This is a genomic window from Oceanisphaera ostreae, from assembly GCF_042676125.1.
Lineage (GTDB): Bacteria > Pseudomonadota > Gammaproteobacteria > Enterobacterales > Aeromonadaceae > Oceanimonas > Oceanimonas ostreae.
Genome location: NZ_JBHTJS010000051.1, coordinates 1 through 18,733 on the forward strand (window position 1 = coordinate 1; position 18,733 = coordinate 18,733).

Genomic DNA, 18,733 nt, shown 5'->3' on the forward strand with positions numbered 1-18,733 from the left:
GAGGTTGAGCGGAATAAAATGGCCGCTTAGATAGTGTTATTTGGACAACTGGGTTGAAAACCACCGGAACCTCTCAGAAAGTTCTATCTTTCAATGCATTAAAAAAAGTCAGACTTAAGATTCCTAGATTGGCAGAGCAACAAAAAATAGCATCTGTTTTAACCATTGCAAACAAAGAAATCGAGCTGTTAGAACAACAACTCGCTGATTTAAAACAAGAGAAAAAAGCGCTAATGCAGCAGTTGTTAACGGGCAAGCGTAGGGTGAAAGTAGATGAAAAGGATGTTGCATGATCACGCAAAAGCGACCTCGCACTATTCAGATATTTTTACCTACGGGCGACCCTGCGGGAATTCGCATTGCCGAGCAAACTACGTCGATTATTCGCCTGATTGAAGTACCTCGCAGTGACATAGCTGAATTTATAAAACTGCCCGAAGCCAAGCAAGTGGGTTTGTACTTTTTGGTTTCGGGCGACAGTAAAGATGAGCTGTATATTGGGCAGTCGGGCGATGTGGGTTGCCGCCTCATGCAGCACCACAAAGATGAGAAAAAAGACTGGGAGCGTGCGCTGGTCTTAGTATCGCTCACCAACAACTTAACGCAAACCCATGTGCTGTATTTGGAATCCCTTTCGATTGAAAAAGCGAAAAACTGCCAACGTTTCGATTTGCTTAATGGTAATGGTGGGCAAAAGCCGCATACGCCTATTCCGCTAAAAGCCGATTGTGATGAAATTCATGAGATTGGCAGTCTGCTGTTAGCCACCCTTGGCTACCCGATTTTTGAGCCGCTGACCGAGCCTTCCACAACTAAAACCGAACAAGTATTTAGTTGTAGCCGTACAGGGGTGAATGCCAAAGGCATTTATACCAGCGAAGGCATGGTGGTGTTAAAAGGCTCATCGGCACCTATGTTCACCAAACGCAAAACCGAACAACGATCTTACGATAAACGCGATCAGCTCTTAGCCAAAGGCGTGACTGCACAACAAGGTGAGCGTTTTGTGTTTCAACGCGATTATTTGTTCCAAACGCCTAGTGGTGCCTCGATGTTTTTATTGCTCGCCAGCTCTAATGGCTGGGTAGATTGGAAAACGGATCAAGGGGTTACATTACACGACTACCAAGGTCGTACCCTTGAGTCAGCGACAGAGCACACAGTTAATATGGATTAGCCAGCAAAAGGAAGAGTTAGGCATAATGGCAACACTAAAATTTCAAGAAGAATTCAGCGCTAAGTTACCAGCATTAACCTTGTTGACTAGTTTAGGTTACACCTTTATTCCACCGAGCGAATGCGAAGCCTTGCGTGGCAGTAGCCTGGTAGCGGAAAAGAAAAGCACTCATCAGGTGGTGCTGCTACCTGTGATGCGAGCTTTTCTAGCCAAACAAACCTTCTCGTTTGCAGGTAAGCAACATAGGCTATCCCAAGCCGCCATTGATAAGGTAATGCATGAGCTTAATCCAGCCATGAACCTTGGGCTAAAAGCGGCTAATGAGAAATTATATAACGCCCTTATCTATGGCGTGAGCATTACCGAGTTTATTGATGGTAAAAAAGCTTCTCCCACCATTAAACTGATTGATTGGCACAACATAGATAATAACCAGTTCCATTATACCGAAGAATTGGTGGTACAAAATGCGGAAGGCACTGGCAATCGAATCCCTGATATTGTCTGTTTTGTAAATGGTTTACCTTTAGTCGTGATTGAGGCGAAACGCCCGGATTCCAATAAAGAAGGTAAATCGACCAACAGCGATGCAATATCACAGCATATTCGCAATCAAGGCCAGGCTGAAATTCCCCACTTATATGCATACAGTCAACTTATTTTGGCTGTAAATGGGCATGAAGGGCTATACGCCACATGTGGCACCCCTGAAAAGTTTTGGGCGAAATGGGTCGAGGAAAAAATACCTGAAGCGGAATTTGTACGTTTAAAAAATCGTAAGCTTACTGATGAACAGCTCAATGTACTATTTAATCATCGCTCAGCCAAGGCTAAAGATGATTATCAATCGCTCATTGCTGCGGGTGACTTAACCGTTACCGACCAAGACAAGCTCATCGTGAGCTTATTGAGCCCAGAGCGCTTGCTAGATATGACTCGCTTGTTCACCTTATTTGATAAAAAAGTAGGCAAAATTGTTGCCCGTTATCAGCAAGTGTTCGGCATTAAAGCGCTTATTGAACGTATTAATACCCTTGATGATTCTGGCGCTCGTGAAGGCGGTGTTATTTGGCACACCACTGGTAGTGGTAAGTCATTTACTATGGTGTTTTTATCCAAAGCGCTTATTTGGCTTGAAGAACTGGCACAGTGCCGTGTCATTATTGTGACTGACCGCGTGGATTTAGAAGACCAATTAAGCCGTACTTTTGCCTCTGGTGGTGTACTTACCGACCGAGATAAAAAAGATGCAATGGCAACCACAGGTAAGCGTTTAGCAGAGCAAATTGGTAAAGGTAACGAGCGCGTTATTTTCTCGATTATTAATAAGTTTGGCTCTGCCATAAAACACAAAGACTGCTACAACGACAGCCCGAATATCATCGTGTTAGTTGATGAAGGCCATCGTAGCCAGAACGGTGAAAATAATATCCGTATGCAGCAAACGCTTCCTAAAGCGGCCTATATCGCTTTTACGGGCACCCCTTTATTAAAAGATGATAAGACCGAAAACAAATTCGGTAAGATCATTCACTCTTACACCATGCAGCAAGCGGTTGAAGATAAAACCGTTACACCACTGCTGTATGAAGAGCGAATTCCTGAGTTAAACGTTAACGATAAAGCGATTGACGCATGGTTTGAACGCAGCACCAGTAAGCTTAGTGACAAACAAAAAATGGACCTAAAAAGGAAGTTTTCACAAAAAGGTCAGATATACCAAACCGAAGGCCGTATTGATTTAATCGCTTACGATATTGCCGACCATTTCCAAAATTTTAAACAGCAAGGATTAAAAGGCCAACTGGCCTGTGACTCTAAAGCCTCTGCAATTCGATACAAGAAGGCGTTAGATAAAATTGGTACGGTAACATCAGTTGTTGCTATGTCGGCTCCTGATACCCGTGAGGGGCACGAGGCAGTAGACCAAGAAAGCAAAGATATTGTGCAAAATTGGTGGAAGGCTAACGTAAACAAGATGGACGAAAAAGCCTACACCAAAGCCATTATTGAAGAGTTTGGCAGAGACGATGGCCCTGACATCATGATCGTGGTTGATAAGCTCTTAACAGGCTTTGATGAGCCAAAGAACACAGTGTTGTATATCGACAAGCCACTGAAAGATCACAACCTGATCCAAGCCATTGCCCGTGTTAACCGTTTGCACAGTAAAAAGCAGTTTGGTTACTTGATTGATTATCGAGGCATTCTAAAAGAGCTGGATACCACCATTGAGAAGTACCAGAACCTAGCTGAGCGTACACAAAGCGGTTTTGATATTGATGATCTTAAAGGTTTGTACAACCGCATGGATACGGAGTACAAAAAGCTTCCGGGTTTACACAGCGACTTATGGGCGATATTTGAAGGGGTTAAAAATAAACAAGACGGCCCTGCATTGCGTCAAGCGTTAGCGCCAAAAGTGCAAGAAGTTGATGGAAGACTGACAGATACCAACCTAAAAAAGCGTGATGACTTTTACTCTGCGCTCACAGCATTTTCCAACTGTATGAAAGTAGCGCTGCAATCAGCCACCTACTTCGAAGATAAGTCATTCGATAATAAACGTGACTTATACAAACGTGACTTAAAATCTTTTGTCTATTTTCGTAAACAAGTACGAGAAGATGCAGGCGAGACCATCAATTACGATGAATACGCTGAAGAAATAAGAGGATTACTCGACAAACATATCGCAGGTATTGAAGTAATAGAGCCGGGTGGTGCTTATTTAGTGGGTAACTTAGGCAAAGACGTTAAGCCACAGGACATGAATGATGATGAAGCTCGTAACCAAACAGATAAGATCACAGGCCGTATTACTAAGATGATTGAGCAGGATCTAGCAGATGATCCTTATGCTCAAGAATATTTCTCTAACCTGCTTAAAAAGGCCATTGAAGATGCCAAAGCCATGTTTGATGCGCCTGTTAAACAATACATTCTCTTTGCTGACTTTGAACAAGAGGTAAAAGATCGCAAGGTGGCTGATGTGCCCAATGATTTTGTAGATGAGTCAGGCAAGTTAAATAAATATGCCCAAGCCTACTTTGGCTTATTCAAGCACTTATTCGATGCAGAGACCTTGGCAGATAAAGCATTGGATAATGACAAACTGGTAACGCTGGCATTTAGTATTGATGATGCGGTGAATACTGCGGTTGCTGAGTATTCCATTAACCCTACGGAAATTGAGAACGCCATCCATATGAAATTATTACCTATGTTGTTTACAGAAATTGGCCTTGATAACGCACAGAAACTGATTGAAGCCGTGCTTAAGATCACTCGCTTAGGATTAGCTAGGGGTTGATGCGAGTGACTAAGCTATCTATTGCAGCAGCCATTAACACAAAAGAAAGCAGGACAACAACCAATGAAAGCGGTGTTTTTACTTATGGTAACGACACCATTCATTATGATGTGATCCGTAAATTTCAGCCTGCTGATACAGCTAAAAAGCAAGCTCGCAAGGTAGTGATCAAAGTTCATCCTGATCAGCGTGTCGTTGCGACTGTACCTCATGATGCTAGCGAAGATGCTATTCAAGAAGCCATGCAAAAGCGTGCAAGGTGGATTTGTCAAAGCATTGATGAGTTTGCTAAGCAAAAAGACACGGTATTACCCAAGAGTTATGTGAGTGGCGAAACCCAATTTTATTTGGGTAAACGCTATGTGTTAAAAGTTATCATTGATGCTAAACAAGTGCCCAATATAAAGCTAAGTCGTGGCAAATTAAACGTCACGCTAAAGCATGAAATCAGCAAAGATATTGATGATCGAGTGGCAAGAGTTAAGCCATTAATCGACAAATGGTATCAACACAAAGCCAAAGCCATTTTTCACGAGCGCCTTGCCGAACTGCTACCTAAAACAACGTGGGTAACTGGCATCCCTTCTTTTCGCGTGATGGCAATGAAAAAGCAATGGGGAAGCTGCTCAGCCAAAGGCAACCTGATGCTCAACCCCCACCTCGTCAAAGCGCCTAAAGAGTGTATTGATTACGTGATACTTCACGAGCTTTGCCATATTGCCGAACATAACCACAGTGAACGCTTTTGGCGCTTACTAACGCAAGTAATGCCCAACTGGAAACAAGTAAAAGTCAAACTAGATGATATGGCGGAGATGTATTTGAATGAGTAACAAACTTGTAATTTGACGGGATGTCTTAGTTGAGCAGATGGTGGAGAAGTCAACAGCAGTAAACTCATCCTATAAAGATTGGCGCTTAGTGATCAAAAAGAGTCTACCAGCTTAATTATGGGGTAACAGTTCACGCAGCTTTTTGTAGGTGGCATTCGCTAGATAAAAATGAAGATGACATTATGTAGAACTCACCGCCCTTCTTACCGGCACTGTCAGCAAACATCTTGATCAGATACTCATACGCCGTGCCCAGCAAGTCGGGGCGTTCAAAGTCACTGTTACGCAAACGGTAGCGGCTAAAGTGGCTCAGTAAGTCACGCAGCTTCTTATCGGACAGCTTGTTCTTAATGTTGAAGTCGATAGATACCAACACGCCCTCAAGCGAGGCGTTGTACTCTTCAATCGCTTCTGTGGCCTTGTTCAGCTCGGCACCTATGTCGTGCTTTAAGTCTTTAATGGCATCCCAGCGGGCAACCGGTGGAATGTAGAAGGTTTTATCGTACTCATCTTCATCATCCGCCAGCTCTTGCGCCTGAGCTGGGGTTTTACCCTTGCTGACGTAATAGGCCACTACGCCTTCTTTCGCTTCATCGAAGGCATCGGACAGACGCTTTAAGAACAGCATGCCAAAGATGTAATCTTTAAATTCAGAGGCATCCATATTGCCGCGCAGAATATCGGCGGTTTCCCATAAGAAGGATTCAAGCTGTTGCAGGGTAACGCGTTGGGTCATTGGGGTTTCCATGTAAAGCACAGGCACAGCAGTTACTATTGATTACCAATAAGCACTGAACTTGCCAAAAATTAAGCTGGTAAATTAGGATTACTGACTAAACAAGCAGCGCCAACAAGGCGCAAGTTCAGCAGGGTAAGTTGGGTTTGAGTCTATCGACAAAGAGATGAGTCAGCAATTAATCAGAGCTGCTATCGCCAGATAGCAAATTGTTTCCACCAGAAAGAAGCTCCAACAACTTTTTCTGTTCTTCTCGTGATTGTTTGGCAATAGCACAAAGCAGCTCAGCCAAAAGGTCATCATCACAGTAGAAATAAGCTACTGGAACGCCCAGCACCTTGGCCAATCGTTGCATGGTTTGATAATCGGGAGAATGCTTACCTTTTTCATACTGGTTCATCCGGGCACTCGCTGTATTTTCATCCATGCCAAGGCGAACTCCCAACTGACGTTGCGTAAGCTGGTTTTTAAGACGTGCTGCCTTAAGCCGCTTTGGTAGTGTTGAATACATAAGCTATCCCGTTTAGGTAGATAGCTAAGATTCTCTTAGTATAGGTAGCACAAGTGTACTAAGGATAACTTAGTTTAAAAAGCACTAGGATTTTTTGAGTAGCATAGAGATCGGCATGCGCTCCCCAAACTGAGTCGAGATCAATACATCTTCAGCATAAGAGGCACCACTGTTATACCGTGAATAGTGTTTTACCTCACAAGCTTCAAGTTCATCTAGTTTCTGCAAAAACGGGTTAATCTTTGTGGGATAAAGCAACGAGAAAGATTTGCTAAGGTGTTCGGTAGTCAGCGTCTGGGCATCAGCCAGTAGTGCCTGTTTAACTGCTTCATCAAGCAAATACTTCAAAGTACGTAGACAGCCATCACAAGCAGAAAAAAGTGCAAAAACTGTATGCTGTCTTTCTAGCTTTGGAAGCTCTGTAAAAGGCATTGCTTTAGCTAGCCCCATCAAGAAACGGATAAAATTTTCTGGGTTTTCTGAAAGCTTGAAGTAAGGGATCAACCTGCGAGCCATTAACCGCGACGCCCACTGCGGATCTTCTGTAATTTTTTCAGCCCAAGGCATTCCGACCAAAACAATAGAAACTCGGGCTTTCTCACTTACCAGCTTAAGGCGATTGGCGATTTCACTACGCTTTACACCGCTTTTAAATTCTACTAACTCTTGAAACTCATCAATGATCATAAGCTCAGTTTTACAGCGGACGAGACATTGGATTAGCGCTTCTGTGAGGCTGAGGTCGCTGCTTCTTCCTTGACGATAAATACTGCTGGATTGCCCAAGATCTTTTAATAGCTCGATGATGGTGGCGCTCAGTGTAGGCTTGCTAGGAATACGGCTGATTAGTAATGGCCGGTACGGGAATCCACCACAAGTCTCCTCTACATCTGAAAACTGAAGTTGATAGTTTTTTATCAGCTGCGATTTTCCACAACCTGTATCGCCTGTGATCAACATGCATTGCTGCTCACCTCCTAGACGATGGTTGTAACGCAACCGATTAAAATCATTATAAATTTCACTCACTATCGGCTGTTCGACGAAGCAACAGACAAAGCGCCGAAGCTGCTCTTCTTGCTCCGGCGATAATATCAGGTCAGTAGGCATCAAGATCTGAGACATAGTCATCCCACTCATCTATCTGTTTGATTAAATTCTCTTGCTTATGCTGTTTAGACTTTAGCAGTTCGGTAGGTAATGGCTGGCCGACAATAGTGCCTTTTTCTCCACTGCCTACCTGCTGATGCTTAGCCAATCGAGACATACTTGGCAGTGACTTCCTCTTCTTACCTATGCTATTTAGCTCTGCCACTTCTTGTTCGATGCGTTCATGTAGCTTCATTCTAACTCTAGCCAAACTGTCTAAGTCCAACGCACTATCAATGAAATTTTTATGTAAACGGCAGTTAATTAGATGTTGCTGGAGGCTTAGCTCATGTGTGTAACCCACGCGGTCTACACAAGGAACTTGCAGGTACCGTTCCAGCTTATCCAAATACACATAGATGGACGATATATCATCGGGATTAGTTTTAACTATTACGCTCAACGATTGCTTTCCAGAGGCATGATTTTTGCGGTAAAGAGATAATTCTTCAGAATCATAGCGCAGGTTATGAATATGAATACCACCGCGTCTAAGTTGTCGCTGACTAGATAAGCCAATGATAACTTCTAACCTACTGAGATCTTCATCAGTGATCTGGGCTGGTGGTAAGTACTCATAGCCCTTCTTCCAAGATAATGCAGGGATATAGCGCTTTCGCGTATCAGCATTCTGATGATATAAATCAATAACCCACTGATGAAAATGCTCAACGAAAGTTGAAAAATGCATAATGGCATCTTTATTAGGGTTGTATTCCTCTTTTTCAAGAATGTTAGAAAAGGTCTTACCTGGTATATTGCTCAGTAAGCTACTGTTAATATTACCAAATAATCGCTCTATCATTGGCTTGAGCCACGGCTTCCGTACAGGGTTGTATTGCACGTTAATGCCTAGCTCTAGGCATACTAGCTCCAAGCTTTGGCTCCAAAATTCGGCTCCATTATCCACAACTAGCGTTTCGGGCTTGCCGCTACATGGCCAGTCATTCTCAATAACTGGATATTTTTTATGAACATAAGTCTTTGGTTTAATAGCATTCAGCAAAGCTTTTCGTACTGAATTAAAACTCGGCCCTTCAAATCCAATATAAAAACCAGTTATACAATGGCTATAACTATCTATAAGAACAGTAAGACATGGTCTGCCTAATGGGATATCAAGTTCGTCATCAAGCAGGATCAGATCGAGCGGAGTGTGGTCAATTTCAACTCGCTCAAGTACTCGTTCAGGAGGCATATGAGCGCTAATCATATTAAACTTTGAGTCGGCAATGAATTTTCCATGGCGAGCCACCGCAACATCATAAGGCGGTAACATTTTGACCCGATTATAAAATCCGCTATAGGATAGTGCCTTTATTGGCTTTTCAATGAGTTTCTGGTTGGCTATTCGTATAGTGTCTGCGTAATAGCGATAAGCAGCAGCAATCGAAGGCCGCTCTTCTACCAAAAAACGTTTAACTGCTTGATCATAAAAATTTTCCGCACTGCTATCACTTTTTATTATCCGATTCCCCTTATTGCCATGTTTAGGGATCAGTGAAGAAAATTGAAGGTCGGAATTGGAGTATTTTTTTCGCCATCTTGCTAACGTTCTCCAGTTTGGAGGCTCTGTACCTAACTCTGTGGAAGCCTGCTCTAATAAAGGTTCCAGACGCGCTTGTGTCCAGCCACCGTCTAGGCGCTTTTCAATCCACTTCAAATAAGCCAATCGTCTGCTAACTTCGGCTTGTATTTCTGTTGTATAGCTTGCCAAGTCTCTGGAGATATTTATAGGCTCGGGTAGCTGATTACCAGCAATAGGTATGGCTTCATTGAGAGGAAATTCATCATGAAAAAATCCCTGAGTGGGATTAACCGTTTTCATATAGCCTCCCACACCTCAGAGTCAAGACTGAAACTCTGATCGAGGAGGTTGGTAGCAATTCTGTTTTTGGCAATTAGCGATAATGCCGTACTGAGTAACTCGCCCTCTTTTATCCCTGTTGAGCGTGCCAAATTCAGCAGAGAAGTTATGCCATATCTCTCAACAAACTCGAGTATACGAAGATGTATTTCGGTGACTGATTGAAAGCCTGAGTAACGGTGTATTAATTTAAGATTACCCAAAATAGGATAAATCCGAATCTGCCGCTCAGTTACCAATAGCAAGGTAACTCCTGCATCACGTGCAGCTTGTTGCTTAGCTTGAAATCGTGCACGAAAGTCTTCTTTTAATGCTTTAGCTAGGGGTTTGACTTCAATAAACTGCTCTCCACTCTGCTGGTGATGCACTTTAAAGTCAGGAGTATAAGGACAACGCTTTCCTTCGAAGCTGTAATAAAAGCCTTCAGGCTGCGCTTCAAAGGTGGTTATTTCTGGGGAGTATTCGAGGTGAAAACAGGTATCGAATTCAAGAGAGGACTCAACCGTAAGAACTGATTTAGTCTTACTGCTTGCGAAGCGAAAAAGATTTTTGACTCGTGAGTGCTTCAATCGACGCCGATACATAAAAACCACCTTGGATGTAGTTTTGTTACTACAAAGGTAGGCTATGTCAGCTTATGATGCAATTTATGTCAGATATTACTGAAGATATGTCAACTTATGGTGAAAGCGACATATTTAAAATTTGGAGGTGACCGCCGCCAGCCACATCCCGGCACTCAGAGGTTCCTGCTTTGGTTGCTCCCTTCCGGGCCTGGCCTAGTAAACAAGAGTCTAATGCGAGAGGACCAACGGGGTCACCATCGAAGAAAGGCCAGTTTAGCAAAGATGAACGTGAATGCAATAAGCCATTGACTGTTTGCGGGTTTATTGAGCAGAGAGGAGAAAAATAAGCCGTTTTGCACCTCTTCGCTTATCCCCTCCCCTTACCGTGCCATTAAAACGGAAACATAATAGGTACCAGAATGATTACTCCAGCCGAGTACAACAAGCTAACCGGCAAGCCCGTTTTTAAGTAATCCACCAGGCGATAGCGCCCCGGGGAGTACACCATTAAGTGCGTTTGGTAGCCAAAAGGAATAATAAAACAGGCACTGGCACCAAAGGCCACCGCCATGATAAACGGCAGCGGGTCGGCGCCAAAGGCACTGGCAGTAGACAAACCGATGGGAAACACCAAGGCCGCCGCCGCATTATTAGTAACTACCTCGGTAAGAATTAAGGTAATAATAAATACCCCAATAAAAGCGCCATATACGCCGTAGCCATTACATACGCTGCGCACCGTATCGGCGATGACTTGTGCCCCACCTGAACTATCTAGCGCCTTGGCCACGGTGAGTGCCGAGCCAATAATAAGCCATAATTCAAACGGAAATCGGCGGCGTAGCTCGCTGACGGTTAAAATACGCGTGACTAACAATGCAGCCAGCAGTATCAATAAACCATTTAGCAACGGCACTAGGCTAGTGGCAGCCAAAGCAATAACGATGGCAAAGCCACAAAAAGCGAATAGGCTCTGACGCGGTTGTAATTTGGGCCGCTGTAAGGTGCCATTAAGTACATGAAAGTTACGGTCGATGTTGCGCTGCTCGGTAAAGTCGGGGCCCACGGCTAATAATAAGCTGTCGCCTACGCGCAGCGAAATATGACCTAACTGGCCGGTTAAGCGGCGCTTGCCACGACGAATACCCACCACACCGGCGTTAAACAAGGTTCTAAAGTCCACTTCGCGCAAGGTACGTTTGGCCAGTTCAGATTCGTTGGCAATGACAACTTCTACCAGATTAGAGGTAAGCAAACGATCGGCCTGAGTACCAAACAACTGCAAGCCCGCAAAACGCTGTAGCGTTTGTACCTTTTCTACTTCGCCGGTAAACACCAGCACATCGCCCGGCTCTAGCACTTCGTCTGGCGAAACGGGGCTGAGTAGTCGGTCGTGGCGTACTATTTCTAATAAAAACAAGCCATTAAGATTACGCAATTGATTGGCTTCTATGCTGTTACCAATTAGCGGCGAGTCAGCCATCACTTGCGCTTCTAAAAAATACGATTGGGGGACGTCTTGGTCTAGCGCGCGATTTTTTGGCAGCCATCGCGTACTAAATAACAGTCCAACAATGCATATTAGCGCGACCGGTAAGCCGACTAAGGTAAATTGAAACATACCCAGCGGGGGTAATCCGGCATTAATAACAAAGGAGTTCACCACCAAATTGGTGGAAGTGCCCACCAGCGTGGTTATGCCGCCCAAAATAGACGCATAAGATAGTGGGATCAGCAGCCGCGAGGCAGGAATATGGCGCTGGCGAGAAATAACACCCAACAAAGAGCCCACCACGGCGGTGTTATTTAAAAATGCCGACAACAAGGCGGTTAGGCCCATTAATCGCAGGCAGGCCATCGACTCTCGCCCCTTTAATAAAGCATCGGATACGTGATCAAGCAGGGGCGAACGCTCTAGCGCCAGCGATACCAGCATTAACACTACCAAGGTGATAAGTGCCGAATTAGAGAAACTGCTCAGCAAGGCTTGTTGCTCGGTTACCCCAAGCAACACAAATCCTACAGCCCAACAGGTGAACAAGATTGCCGGTGACACTCGCCCTTGGATCAGCAATGCCAGCAAAACGCCAATTGATGCTAATACCCAATATGCTGTCATATATAACCACTCGCTCTTTAGCAGGGCTATCATTGTACCCATATATCAAATAAACTTAATACACAGATCATTCATAACATTTAGTTATTAGCATAATCCATAATTGAGAGCGGGATCACTAATGAACTTGACGCACCTACAACGGCTTGAAGCCGAAAGCATCCATATTATGCGCGAAGTCGTCGCTGAGGCCGATAACCCAGTGATGCTTTACTCTATTGGCAAAGACAGTGCCGTTATGCTGCACTTGGCGATGAAGGCGTTTTATCCCTCCTTGCCGCCCTTTCCTTTGTTGCATGTTGACACCCGCTTTAAGTTTCGCGAGATGTACACCTTTCGCGATGAGATGGTGGAAAAGCTCGGTCTTAAGTTGCTGGTTCACACTAATCCAGAAGCCATAGAGAAAGACATCAACCCCTTTACTCATGGTTCGGCCGTTCATACCGACGTGACTAAAACCGAAGGGTTAAAGCAGGCGCTAGATCAATATGGTTTTGATGCCGCCTTTGGTGGTGCCCGCCGCGATGAAGAAAAATCTCGCGCTAAAGAGCGTATTTTCTCATTTCGTACCGAGCAGCATCGCTGGGATCCTAAAAATCAGCGTCCTGAATTGTGGAAGCTATATAACGCACGCAAGCACAAAGGCGAGTCTATTCGGGTTTTCCCATTGTCTAACTGGACCGAGCTGGATATTTGGCAGTACATCCACCTAGAAAACATTCCGATTGTGCCTTTGTATCTTGCGGCACCCCGCCCAGTGGTTGAGCGCGATGGCTCCCTGATCATGGTGGATGACGAGCGTTTACCATTGAAAGACGGCGAAGTGCCGATGATAAAGAACGTGCGCTTTAGAACCCTAGGCTGTTATCCACTCACTGGGGCGGTGGAGTCAGAAGCCACTACGCTGCCGGAAATTATTCAAGAAATGCTGCTCACTAAAACCTCTGAGCGCCAAGGCCGCATGATCGACCACGACTCCAGCGCCTCAATGGAAAAGAAGAAACAGGAAGGTTACTTCTGACGCGAAGCGCCGTAGAAATAACCAGCTGTACGTCCTACGCTTTACGCTATATGCAAAAATAAGCAGGGGCGCAGCATGAACTTTGAGAAGTTACGAGTCTGGAAGCAGTCGGCTCGCTTATCGGCAGAGCTATATAAGGGACTAAGAGAGTTAAAGGACTTTGGTTTTCATAGCCAAATAACACGTTCAGGGCTCTCCATACCCAGTAATATTGCGGAAGGGATGTCTCGATTCTCATATAAAGACAAACGCCATTTTCTGGTGATAGCTCGAGGCTCCTGCGCTGAGTTGCGAACGCAAATCTATATCGGCATTGATATTGGGTATATCGACGGGCTACCAGGTCGAGAATGGCTACAAGAAACGCGTGACATTTCAGCCATGTTACACGGGCTTATCACGAGTTTAGATAACGAACAGAGTATCGAGAGCTAACTTTTTTAACGGTCAGCGTACGGCGTATAACGTACAGCTGCGAAGGATAAATGATGAATGAAACAACTTTGCTTGAAACGAATATTGACGAATATTTGAAAGCCCACGAACAGAAGAGTTTGTTGCGCTTTATTACCTGCGGCAGCGTAGATGACGGCAAGAGTACCCTGATTGGGCGTTTGTTGTTTGAATCTAAAATGCTGTTTGAAGACCAATTAGCCGCCATGGAAGCTGACTCCAAGAAATGGGGCACCCAAGGCGAAGAAATCGACTTTGCTTTGTTAGTAGATGGCTTAGCTGCCGAACGCGAGCAAGGCATTACTATTGATGTGGCCTATCGCTTCTTTTCGACCGATAAGCGCAAATTTATTGTCGCCGACACCCCAGGGCACGAGCAGTACACGCGCAACATGGTTACCGGTGCCTCTACTGCCGATGCGGCTATTTTAATGGTCGATGCTCGTAAAGGTATTTTGACCCAAACTCGCCGTCATAGTTATTTGATGTCGTTGCTGGGTATTCGCCACATTGTGGTGGCCATCAACAAAATGGACTTAGTGGACTATTCACAAGCGCGTTTTCACGAAATTGTTGAAGAATACGGCCAGTTTGCCAAGCAGTTGGGGCTGACTAACGTCACCTACCTGCCGCTGTCCGCCTTTAAGGGCGACAACATAGTGGCTAATGGCGAGAATATGCCTTGGTATCAAGGTGCGACGCTAATGGACTTTTTAGAGACCGTCGAAATTGACGATACTCGTATGCAACAAGCGCCATTTAGGCTGCCGGTGCAGTGGGTTAACCGCCCCAACCTCGATTTTCGCGGTTTTTCGGGCACCATTACCAGTGGTGTAGTGAAGCCTGGCGATCGCATTCGCGTACAGCCTTCGGGCAAAGAAAGCGAAGTGGCACGCATTGTCACCTACAACGGTGACTTACCATTGGCCGTTGCTGGTCAGTCGGTTACGGTGACGCTAAAAGACGAAATTGATATTTCCCGTGGCGATGTCATCTCTATTAGCGATGCGCCAGCAGAAACCGCAGATCAGTTTGAAAGCACCATAGTGTGGATGAGTGAAAACGCCCTGCTGCCTGGTCGTCCTTACTTACTGAAAGTTGGCACCCAAACCGTCACTGCCAGCATTACCGATATTAAATATCAGGTGAACGTCAACACGCTGGAGCACACCGCAGCCAAGCAGTTAGAGCTGAACGGCATTGGCGTATGTAACATCAGCCTAGATCGCGCCATTGCCTTTGATGATTATCAAACCAACAAAGACACCGGCGGCTTTATTTTAATCGACCGCTTAAACAACACCACCGTGGCCGCCGGCATGTTGCACTTTGCCCTGCGCCGTAGCCAGAACATTCATTATCAACATGTGGATGTAAACAAAGACGCGCGCGCTCAAGCCAAAGGCCAAACGCCGAGCGTATTGTGGTTTACCGGTTTGTCTGGTGCTGGCAAGTCGACTATTGCCAACTTGGTTGAGAAAAAACTGCATGCCTTGGGTAACCACACTTATCTGCTGGACGGCGACAACGTACGCCACGGCTTGAATAAAGACTTAGGCTTTACCGATGCCGACCGTGTAGAAAACATTCGCCGCGTGGGTGAGGTGTCTAAGTTAATGGTGGATGCGGGCTTAATTGTACTCACCGCCTTTATTTCACCCTTTAAAGCCGAGCGTCGTATGGCGCGTGAGCAACTGGCCGAAGGTGAGTTTATTGAGGTGTTTGTTGATACGCCGTTAGCAGTAGCTGAAGAGCGTGACGTGAAGGGTTTGTATAAGAAAGCCCGCCGCGGCGAGCTGAAAAACTTCACTGGCATCGACTCGGCCTATGAAACTCCCGAAGCACCAGAAATCCATTTGGATGCGGCGCGCCTGAGTGCCGATGACGCTGCCGACTTGGTCATTGCCGAACTACGCAAGCGCGGTATTATCAACGGGTAAGTTTGGTGATATAAACTAAATAAAAAAGGAGCCGAAGGGCTCCTTTTTTATGATTAAAACCGGTAACACACCATTATACGTCTTACGCTGTATGCCTTACGCCTTACGTCTTACGCTGTACGCCTTACGTTCAATAAAAACCACCGCACTTTGTAGCCCGACGCTTTAGCTGTCGGTCTTGCGGAGCAAGATGGTTTGAATATCCCGCTAAGACGGGACTAGCAGCTGAAGCGCTAGCCTACAAAATACACCGCACTTTGTAGCCCGACGCTTTAGCTGTCGGTCTTGCGAAGCAAGATGATTTGAATATCCCGCTAAGACGGGACTAGCAGCTGAAGCTGCTAGCCTACAAAACACACCGTACTTTGTAGCCCGACGCTTTAGCTGTCGGTCTTGCGGAGCAAGATGGTTTGAATATCCCGCTAAGACGGGACTAGCAGCTGAAGCGCTAGCCTACAAAATACACCGCACTTTGTAGCCCGACGCTTCAGCTGTCGGTCTTGCGGAGCAAGATGATTTGAATATCCCGCTCAGACGGGACTAGCAGCTGAAGCGCTAGCCTACAAAACACACCGCACTTTGTAGCCCGACGCTTTAGCTGTCGGTCTTGCGGAGCAAGATGATTTGAATATCCCGCTAAGACGGGACTAGCAGCTGAAGCGCCAGCCTACAAAACACACCGCACTTTGTAGCCCGACGCTTTAGCTGTCGGTCTTGCGGAGCAAGATGATTTGAATATCCCGCTAAGACGGGACTAGCAGCTGAAGCGCTAGCCTACAAAACACTCTGGCCTTGTATTGAACTGGGCGCTGGGTGCTGGGCGCTGCTTTTATTAGGCAGTGATGGCTTGCTCGACTTTGTCGATAAGCTCGGCCCAAAACGACTCGACTAACACTTGGTCTTGCTCATTTAACTCACCATTTAAGATGGCTTGATTGAGGCTAGTGTTAACTCGTGATTTAACATCACGTACATGATTACGGCCGTCGATTTCGCATTGCGCTACCGATAACGTGATGTGACCACGTAAATAACCGCCAGCAAACAGCTGATCGTCGGTTGCGGTAGCAATGTTGTCGTCAATGTTTGCCAACAGCAGTTGTTCAAATTCAAAAATATTCATTACTACGCCTCATATTCCGGGTTTGCCACCCGCACTAAAACTTCATCTTGATAACCCGTGGTCACTCGCATTAAACCGCTTAGTTGGCGGTCGAGTTCCGGATCATTGGTGTCTACTCGTAACGGGCGGCCTTGCAGCGAATTTAGCTTGGTTTTGGTCGCCAGTAACCAGATATTGTGTTGCCCCACCGCCTTAATAACCGCAGGGCTAAGTTGTTGATTGCCACGACCGAAAATATGCCCTTGGCCACCAATTAAGGTGATTATAAGCTTACAGGGCTTATCTGCAATCTGCTGATACAAACCGTTGGCATCCAGATCCGACGCCACCAGCCGTTGCTGATGTACGAGGTCGACGCCCAGCAAGGTATTCTCTAACCCTAGCCGCTCCATTACTGCCGCCACCGTGCTGCCCGAGCCCATAATATAATAGCTGTCGGGCTCGGCTTGCATGCGCTCTATAATATCATCAGCAATGTCGGTGAGCACCAGCTCGTCGGACTCAACCCCCGAGACTTTGACCGCCTGCACATAGCTTAAATCACCCGGGATCAACATTTCGCCGTAACGCTTGGCGTGTACGCGACCTTCGCGAAAGGCCGCTTCGTCTATGTCCATCACATCGGCGGCGATAAGGCTCACGGGTTCGCCACGCACTAGTTTAGCTAATAAGCGCCCCGTGCCCGCAGGCGTGACGCCATATACGCCCGAATGAATTTTTACGCCGGCGGGAATGCCCAATACGCACAGCCCTTCGGGGGCTGCGGCACACACATCGCGCGCCGTGCCATCTCCACCGGCAAATAATAATAAGTCTATGCCCTGCTCTACCAATGCGGCGACGGCCATTTTAGTGTCGTCAGCCGTGGTGACATGACTCATTGGCTGATAGCAAACCTGGTGCGGCAAGCTCAACGCATTGCACACAGTTTCACCCATGTCACCCGCCACGGTATAGAGGCTAATGCGCGAGTAAAGCGATGATAATTCAGCCAAGGCCAATTGCGTGCGTTGCAACGCACGAGGTTCTGCACCCAAAGCGCGGGCTTGCTCGGCCATGCCGTCACTGCCTTTTAGGGCAACGGTGCCACCTAAGCCCGCCAGCGGATTAATAATTAAGCCAATTTTGAACATACAAGCCCTCCGGGCAGCGGTAACATTAACGTCTTACGCTGTACGCCTTACGCGGTAAGTTAAAGGCGATCCGGCTTTTTGCCTGTTATGCCAGACTTGCGACCGAATCTGCCTTTTGCCAGTCAAAGGTAGGGGCGATATTGTATGTAAAAAGTATGCGCCCAAGTGATGGCTCGACTCAAAAGCGGTCGAATAAATTCGACCCTACAATTTTTCTACCTAACTACAGGCTAAAACTTTCTGCCGTGAGGCTGGGTTGGTGGTAATGTTTACGCAACGCGTGCATAAAGGTTTGTGCCCGAGCCGGAAAACCCTGCTCCAGATAGTGTAGCGCCTGTTCACGCACTAATGCTTTAAAGGCGTGACGGTCTGGCTCTACGCTGCCGTTTAGGTTGTCACAACTCACATTAAAATGAAAACCGCAGCACAACGACAACGCCCACTCGATGGCTTGTGGCTTAATTTCTACCCCTTCAAACTGGCGCTGTTGCTCGCCATCTCGGCCATCGGGGCAATACCAATAACCATAATCTTCTTGTGTGCGCCGCGCATCGCCCGCCACCAACCAATGCGCAACTTCGTGCAAAGCACTGGCAAAGTAACCATGAGCAAACACAATGCGATGATGGTCGATTATGTTGTCTGCCGGTAGGTAAACTGGCTCGTCATCACCTCGCTCTAGGCGCGTGTTGTAGCTGGCAGCAAAGCAGTGATTAAACAGGGAAATGAGATCAGAATAGCAAAACGACATAAAAAAACAGCCCTTGATATAGGGGAAAGAGCAGCTGTAAA

Annotated in this window: 16 protein-coding genes and 1 other RNA gene; 7 read left to right on the forward strand and 10 right to left on the reverse strand. The window is 46.1% G+C overall.

Features of this window, described 5'->3' with window-relative positions; translation table 11 throughout:
* The first annotated feature begins 53 nt into the window (after positions 1–53).
* The 4 genes from ACFQ1C_RS13190 to ACFQ1C_RS13205 are packed head-to-tail and all read left to right on the forward strand — an operon-like array spanning position 54 to position 5,323.
* Positions 54–293: a restriction endonuclease subunit S gene (locus tag ACFQ1C_RS13190; RefSeq protein ID WP_379559086.1), complete on the forward strand. Its 240-nt coding sequence runs from the start codon at positions 54–56 to the stop codon at positions 291–293.
* Positions 290–1,177, forward strand: a complete 888-nt coding sequence (locus ACFQ1C_RS13195; protein ID WP_379559087.1) for a GIY-YIG nuclease family protein — start codon at positions 290–292, stop codon at positions 1,175–1,177. Before ACFQ1C_RS13190 ends, ACFQ1C_RS13195 begins: the two co-directional genes overlap by 4 nt.
* A 25-nt stretch (positions 1,178–1,202) precedes the next feature.
* The gene (locus ACFQ1C_RS13200) at positions 1,203–4,490 is read left to right on the forward strand and encodes a type I restriction endonuclease subunit R (RefSeq protein WP_379559088.1); all 3,288 of its coding nucleotides are present in this window, start codon (positions 1,203–1,205) and stop codon (positions 4,488–4,490) included.
* 5 nt (positions 4,491–4,495) lie between these two features.
* On the forward strand, positions 4,496–5,323 hold the full coding sequence (locus ACFQ1C_RS13205) for a M48 family metallopeptidase (protein ID WP_379559089.1): 828 nt from the start codon (positions 4,496–4,498) through the stop codon (positions 5,321–5,323).
* 130 nt (positions 5,324–5,453) lie between these two features.
* Here ACFQ1C_RS13205 and ACFQ1C_RS13210 read toward each other — a convergent pair whose 3' ends face one another.
* The 7 genes from ACFQ1C_RS13210 to ACFQ1C_RS13240 all read right to left on the reverse strand — a co-directional run bounded on the left by ACFQ1C_RS13210 (position 5,454) and on the right by ACFQ1C_RS13240 (position 12,271).
* On the reverse strand, positions 5,454–6,059 hold the full coding sequence (locus tag ACFQ1C_RS13210) for a type I restriction-modification system subunit M N-terminal domain-containing protein (RefSeq protein WP_379559091.1): 606 nt from the start codon (positions 6,057–6,059) through the stop codon (positions 5,454–5,456).
* Positions 6,060–6,237: 178 nt separating this feature from the next.
* The gene (locus ACFQ1C_RS13215; RefSeq protein WP_379559092.1) at positions 6,238–6,570 is read right to left on the reverse strand and encodes a helix-turn-helix domain-containing protein; all 333 of its coding nucleotides are present in this window, start codon (positions 6,568–6,570) and stop codon (positions 6,238–6,240) included.
* 84 nt (positions 6,571–6,654) lie between these two features.
* Complete coding sequence (locus ACFQ1C_RS13220; RefSeq protein ID WP_379559093.1) at positions 6,655–7,695, reverse strand: TniB family NTP-binding protein; 1,041 nt, start codon at positions 7,693–7,695, stop codon at positions 6,655–6,657.
* Positions 7,670–9,547, reverse strand: coding sequence for a Mu transposase C-terminal domain-containing protein (locus ACFQ1C_RS13225; protein WP_379559094.1), 1,878 nt, complete (start codon positions 9,545–9,547; stop codon positions 7,670–7,672). Before ACFQ1C_RS13225 ends, ACFQ1C_RS13220 begins: the two co-directional genes overlap by 26 nt.
* Positions 9,544–10,170, reverse strand: coding sequence for a Tn7 transposase TnsA N-terminal domain-containing protein (locus tag ACFQ1C_RS13230; RefSeq protein WP_379559095.1), 627 nt, complete (start codon positions 10,168–10,170; stop codon positions 9,544–9,546). Before ACFQ1C_RS13230 ends, ACFQ1C_RS13225 begins: the two co-directional genes overlap by 4 nt.
* Before the next feature lie 132 nt (positions 10,171–10,302).
* Positions 10,303–10,400, reverse strand: an RNA gene (gene ffs / locus ACFQ1C_RS13235) — signal recognition particle sRNA small type.
* Between the two features lie 143 nt (positions 10,401–10,543).
* Complete coding sequence (locus ACFQ1C_RS13240) at positions 10,544–12,271, reverse strand: SLC13 family permease (protein WP_379559096.1); 1,728 nt, start codon at positions 12,269–12,271, stop codon at positions 10,544–10,546.
* 121 nt (positions 12,272–12,392) lie between these two features.
* Here ACFQ1C_RS13240 and cysD point away from each other — a divergent pair, with 121 nt between their 5' ends.
* The 3 genes from cysD (at position 12,393) to cysN (ending at position 15,685) form a co-directional block, all read left to right on the forward strand.
* The gene (gene cysD / locus ACFQ1C_RS13245; RefSeq protein WP_379559097.1) at positions 12,393–13,292 is read left to right on the forward strand and encodes a sulfate adenylyltransferase subunit CysD; all 900 of its coding nucleotides are present in this window, start codon (positions 12,393–12,395) and stop codon (positions 13,290–13,292) included.
* A gap of 75 nt (positions 13,293–13,367) precedes the next feature.
* A complete protein-coding gene (locus tag ACFQ1C_RS13250; RefSeq protein WP_379559098.1) occupies positions 13,368–13,727 on the forward strand; it encodes a four helix bundle protein in 360 nt (119 codons plus the stop codon).
* 53 nt (positions 13,728–13,780) lie between these two features.
* Positions 13,781–15,685 carry a sulfate adenylyltransferase subunit CysN gene (cysN, locus tag ACFQ1C_RS13255; protein ID WP_379559099.1) on the forward strand — a complete coding sequence of 635 codons (1,905 nt, stop codon included), beginning with the start codon at positions 13,781–13,783 and terminating at the stop codon, positions 15,683–15,685.
* 832 nt (positions 15,686–16,517) lie between these two features.
* Here the strand turns inward: cysN and ACFQ1C_RS13260 are convergent.
* From ACFQ1C_RS13260 to ACFQ1C_RS13270, 3 genes are all read right to left on the reverse strand, one after another.
* The gene (locus ACFQ1C_RS13260) at positions 16,518–16,808 is read right to left on the reverse strand and encodes a YfcL family protein (RefSeq protein ID WP_379559100.1); all 291 of its coding nucleotides are present in this window, start codon (positions 16,806–16,808) and stop codon (positions 16,518–16,520) included.
* 2 nt (positions 16,809–16,810) lie between these two features.
* On the reverse strand, positions 16,811–17,941 hold the full coding sequence (locus ACFQ1C_RS13265) for an ATP-NAD kinase family protein (RefSeq protein ID WP_379559101.1): 1,131 nt from the start codon (positions 17,939–17,941) through the stop codon (positions 16,811–16,813).
* A gap of 223 nt (positions 17,942–18,164) precedes the next feature.
* Positions 18,165–18,692, reverse strand: a complete 528-nt coding sequence (locus ACFQ1C_RS13270; protein WP_379559102.1) for an elongation factor P hydroxylase — start codon at positions 18,690–18,692, stop codon at positions 18,165–18,167.
* Positions 18,693–18,733 lie beyond the last annotated feature (41 nt).

What these genes read in the sequence shown, in the direction of transcription:
- ACFQ1C_RS13200 (WP_379559088.1), top strand. Translation starts at nt 1,203, where the DNA reads ATGGCAACACTAAAATTTCAAGAAGAATTCAGCGCTAAGTTACCAGCA.
- cysD (WP_379559097.1), top strand. Translation starts at nt 12,393, where the DNA reads ATGAACTTGACGCACCTACAACGGCTTGAAGCCGAAAGCATCCATATT.
- ACFQ1C_RS13265 (WP_379559101.1), bottom strand. Translation starts at nt 17,941, where the DNA reads ATGTTCAAAATTGGCTTAATTATTAATCCGCTGGCGGGCTTAGGTGGC.
- ACFQ1C_RS13240 (WP_379559096.1), bottom strand. Translation starts at nt 12,271, where the DNA reads ATGACAGCATATTGGGTATTAGCATCAATTGGCGTTTTGCTGGCATTG.
- ACFQ1C_RS13210 (WP_379559091.1), bottom strand. Translation starts at nt 6,059, where the DNA reads ATGACCCAACGCGTTACCCTGCAACAGCTTGAATCCTTCTTATGGGAA.
- ACFQ1C_RS13270 (WP_379559102.1), bottom strand. Translation starts at nt 18,692, where the DNA reads ATGTCGTTTTGCTATTCTGATCTCATTTCCCTGTTTAATCACTGCTTT.
- ACFQ1C_RS13220 (WP_379559093.1), bottom strand. Translation starts at nt 7,695, where the DNA reads ATGTCTCAGATCTTGATGCCTACTGACCTGATATTATCGCCGGAGCAA.
- ACFQ1C_RS13250 (WP_379559098.1), top strand. Translation starts at nt 13,368, where the DNA reads ATGAACTTTGAGAAGTTACGAGTCTGGAAGCAGTCGGCTCGCTTATCG.
- ACFQ1C_RS13225 (WP_379559094.1), bottom strand. Translation starts at nt 9,547, where the DNA reads ATGAAAACGGTTAATCCCACTCAGGGATTTTTTCATGATGAATTTCCT.
- ACFQ1C_RS13195 (WP_379559087.1), top strand. Translation starts at nt 290, where the DNA reads ATGATCACGCAAAAGCGACCTCGCACTATTCAGATATTTTTACCTACG.
- ACFQ1C_RS13215 (WP_379559092.1), bottom strand. Translation starts at nt 6,570, where the DNA reads ATGTATTCAACACTACCAAAGCGGCTTAAGGCAGCACGTCTTAAAAAC.
- ACFQ1C_RS13260 (WP_379559100.1), bottom strand. Translation starts at nt 16,808, where the DNA reads ATGAATATTTTTGAATTTGAACAACTGCTGTTGGCAAACATTGACGAC.
- cysN (WP_379559099.1), top strand. Translation starts at nt 13,781, where the DNA reads ATGAATGAAACAACTTTGCTTGAAACGAATATTGACGAATATTTGAAA.
- ACFQ1C_RS13230 (WP_379559095.1), bottom strand. Translation starts at nt 10,170, where the DNA reads ATGTATCGGCGTCGATTGAAGCACTCACGAGTCAAAAATCTTTTTCGC.